We start from the raw sequence: 2,390 nt of genomic DNA, 5'->3' as shown, positions 1-2,390 counted from the left end.
GCGACACCACCACACCCTTCGGCCGCCCCGACGACCCCGACGTATAGATCACATACGCCGCCGTTCCAGGTTCGACCGGAACGTCCAGAGCGTCCGGGGACTCCGCGGCGATCGCCGCCGCCACCGCCGGGTCGTCCACCGCGACCGTGCGGATACGACCCGCCGGCAGGTCGTCCAGCACCCCGGCCGTCGCCAGCAGCAGCCCGGCCCGGCTGTCCCGCAGCATGTACGCGATCCGCTCAGCCGGATACTGAGGGTCCACCGGCAGATAGGCTCCGCCGGCCTTCCACACCGCCAGGATCGAGATCAACAGATCGACACCGCGAGGCAGGCACAGGCCGACCACGCTCTCCGGGCCCACGCCGAGAGCGCGCAGCCGCCGCGCCAGCCGGCTCGCACGGGCATCCAACTCCGTGTACGTCACCTCGACTTCGTCGGAGACGACCGCCACTGCCTGCGGGGTCCTGGCCACGTGCTCCGCGAACAGGCTCGGCGCCGTGACGGGGGGCACGTCGACCACGGTGTCGTTCCACTCCACCAGCACCCGTCGACGCTCCGCGTCGTCAAGCGCCGGCACCGCGCTCAGCGGGCGGTCCAGGTGCTCGGTCACTGTGTCGAGCACACGCACCAGCCGGTCGGCGATTCGCTCCGCCGTACTCAGGTCGAACAGGTCCGCCGCCACGGTGAGTGATCCGCGCATCCCCACCGGGGCACCCTCGTCGTCGAAGACCTCTCCGACGATCACGCGGAGGTCGAAGTCGGTGGTCACGTCTCCGCCCGGCAGGGGGGCGACCTGGAGGCCGGGCAGATCGAGGACCGCCCGGTCGGCGTTCTGCAGGGTGAGGGTCACCTGGGTCAGCGGGTGCCGTGCCAGGGAGCGGACGGGGGCCAGTTCCTCGACCAGCCGTTCGAAGGGGACATCCTGGTGGGCGAACGCGTTCAGGCTCGTCTCCCGCACCCGCTCGAGGATCTGGGCGAAGGTCGGGTCACCGGTCAGGTCGGTGCGTACGACCAGGGTGTTGACGAAGAGGCCGACCAGGTCGTCCTGCGCCTCGTCGGTACGTCCGGCGATGGCCGAGCCGATCGGGATGTCGTCGCCCGCCCCGAGCCGGGAGAGCAGGACGGCCAGTGCAGCCTGCACGACCATGAACAGGGTCACGCCCTGGGCCCGGGCCGCTCCCAGCACCTGCTGGTGCAACTCGGCCGGGATCCGCAGCGGCAGCCGGTGTGCTCGGTGGCTCGCCACCGCGGGGCGGGGCCGGTCGAAGGGCAGGTTCAGTTCCTCAGGAGCACCGGAGAGGGTCTGCCGCCAGTACGTCACCTGCTCGGCCAGCAGGCTGTCCGGGTCGTCCCCGTCGCCGAGCAGGTCACGCTGCCACAGCGCGTAGTCCGCGTACTGCACCGCCAGCGGCTCCCAGACCGGTGCGCGGCCCTCCCGCCGGGCCGCGTACGCCGCCGAGAAGTCCCGCATCAGCGGCGCCGTGGACCAGCCGTCGCCGGCGATGTGATGGATCACGATGAGCAGCACGTGCTCCTCGGGACCGGCGGCGAACAGCCAGGCCCTGACCGGCACTTCCGAGGCGATGTCGAAAGTGTGACCAGAGACTGCGGCGACGGCGTCGGGCAGTTCCTCGGGAGTGACCTCGACGACCTCCAGCTCCCAGTCCAGGTCGTCAAGGCGCAGGATGCGCTGGTACGGCTCGCCCTCCGACACCCCGAAGACCGTACGCAGAACCTCGTGCCGGCCCAGTACGTCCCGCAGCGCCCCCGCTAGCGCCGTACGGTCCACCCGGCCCGTCAGCCTCAGAGCGACCGGAACGTTGTACATCGTTCCGGCGCCCTCGAGTTGCTCGACGAACCACAGGCGCTGCTGAGCGAAGGACAACGGCAGCCGCTGCGGCCGCTCCCCGGCCACGAGAGCCGTGCGGCCGGGTGCCGCCTGTGCCAGTCCTGCGGCCACTCCGGCCGGAGTCGGGGCGTCGAAGAGGGCTGCGAGCTCCACCTCGACGCCGAGCACGGCGCGAAGCCGGCTGACCAGACGGGTCGCGAGCAGCGAATGGCCGCCGAGGTCGAAGAAGTTGTCATCCACTCCGACCGCGTCCAGGCCGAGGATCTCCGCGAAGGCGCCGCAGACGATCTCCTCCCAGGCATTGGCCGGTGCCCGTCCGCCGCCGATCGCGTAATCCGGGGCGGGCAGAGCCGTCCGGTCGAGCTTGCCGTTGACGGTGAGCGGCAGCTCGTCCAGGACCACCACCGCGGCCGGGACCATGTAGTCCGGTACCTGCTGTGCGGCGAACTCCTGTATCTGTGCGGCCAGTTCGCTCGCCGCACCGTCGGGTACGACGTAGGCGACCAGGCGTTTGTCGCCCGGACTGTCCTCGCGCACCACC

Annotated in this window: 1 protein-coding gene; it reads right to left on the bottom strand. The window is 71.1% G+C overall.

Annotation, left to right across the window (positions count from 1 at the left end; genetic code table 11):
• Positions 1–2,390, bottom strand: a 2,390-nt coding sequence (locus tag ACFVYN_RS41240) for a condensation domain-containing protein (RefSeq protein WP_390008044.1), incomplete at both ends; no start/stop codon positions are given.

The sequence above is a fragment of the Streptomyces sp. NPDC058307 genome (assembly GCF_042880295.1).
In the GTDB taxonomy this organism is placed as follows: Bacteria; Actinomycetota; Actinomycetes; order Streptomycetales; family Streptomycetaceae; genus Streptomyces.
Note: the sequence above shows the minus strand (reverse complement) of the source record. Positions and strands in the feature narration are given on the sequence as shown.